Genomic DNA, 832 nt, shown 5'->3' with positions numbered 1-832 from the left:
TCGAATCCCGCGCCGGCCTCGAGGTGCGGATCCAGCGCCCCGGTGCCCTGCGCGCGGATCACCCACTCGAAGGCGGCGAGGTCGGGATACTCGCGCATCAACCGGTTCGTCTCGTCCAACACCGCCGCGAGGCGTTCGACCACGCCGTCGGCCCGTTCGGCCGCGGCCTGCAGCCGCGGCAGCGCGATTCCCTCGATCTCCTCGACGGCGGCGTCCAGCAGCTCGGACTTGTTCGCAAAGTAGTGATACAGGCTGCCGCTGGTCATGTCGGCGGCCCGCGCGATCTCGCGAATAGTGGTGCGGGAGTAGCCCATCTCGGCCACGCACCGCATCGCCGCGGCGATGACGCGCGCGCGGGTCTGCTCGCCATCGGCACCCACCGGGCGCCCCAGCTGTGACGGCAGAACGCTCATTTGCCTCCGCGAACCCCCGGGCTAATCGATCAGTCGATTATATTCGATGCTGTCGGGCTTCGAGAGCCCGGCGGACAGGACACGCGAGTGGGCGGAGCACGGTGACGCGGGCGCAGCGGGGACGCCCGGTGGGCGCCAGCGGCGAGGACACCCGCCAGCGAATCATCGTGGCCACCATGCGTTGTGTGGCCACGGCGGGCTACTCCCGCGCCACCATCCGTGAGATCGCCCGCACCGCGAACGTCACCAGCGCCAGCCTCTACAACTACTTTCCCAACAAGGCCGAACTGATCAAGGCCGCGATCGCGGCGCGAACCGACGTCGCGCTGCCACGGCTGCGGGCGGCCGCGGCGCGATCCGGCGACGCCGTCGACCGCATCGAGGCGGTGCTCGACGAATCGGGCCGGTTGATGCGCGAG

Annotated in this window: 2 protein-coding genes; one reads left to right on the top strand and one right to left on the bottom strand. The window is 70.2% G+C overall.

The window, feature by feature from the left end; translation table 11 throughout:
* On the bottom strand, window positions 1-413 hold a 413-nt coding region (locus A5680_RS13455), incomplete at its 3' end, for a TetR/AcrR family transcriptional regulator (protein WP_156675104.1).
* Between the two features lie 101 nt (window positions 414-514).
* Here A5680_RS13455 and A5680_RS13450 point away from each other — a divergent pair.
* Window positions 515-832: TetR/AcrR family transcriptional regulator (locus A5680_RS13450; RefSeq protein ID WP_156674996.1), on the top strand; the 318-nt coding region annotated here is incomplete at its 3' end.

Origin of the sequence: Mycobacterium sp. E2989 (genome assembly GCF_001667595.1) — a bacterium.
Lineage (GTDB): Bacteria > Actinomycetota > Actinomycetes > Mycobacteriales > Mycobacteriaceae > Mycobacterium.
This window is presented reverse-complemented; position numbering and strand designations above follow the sequence as displayed.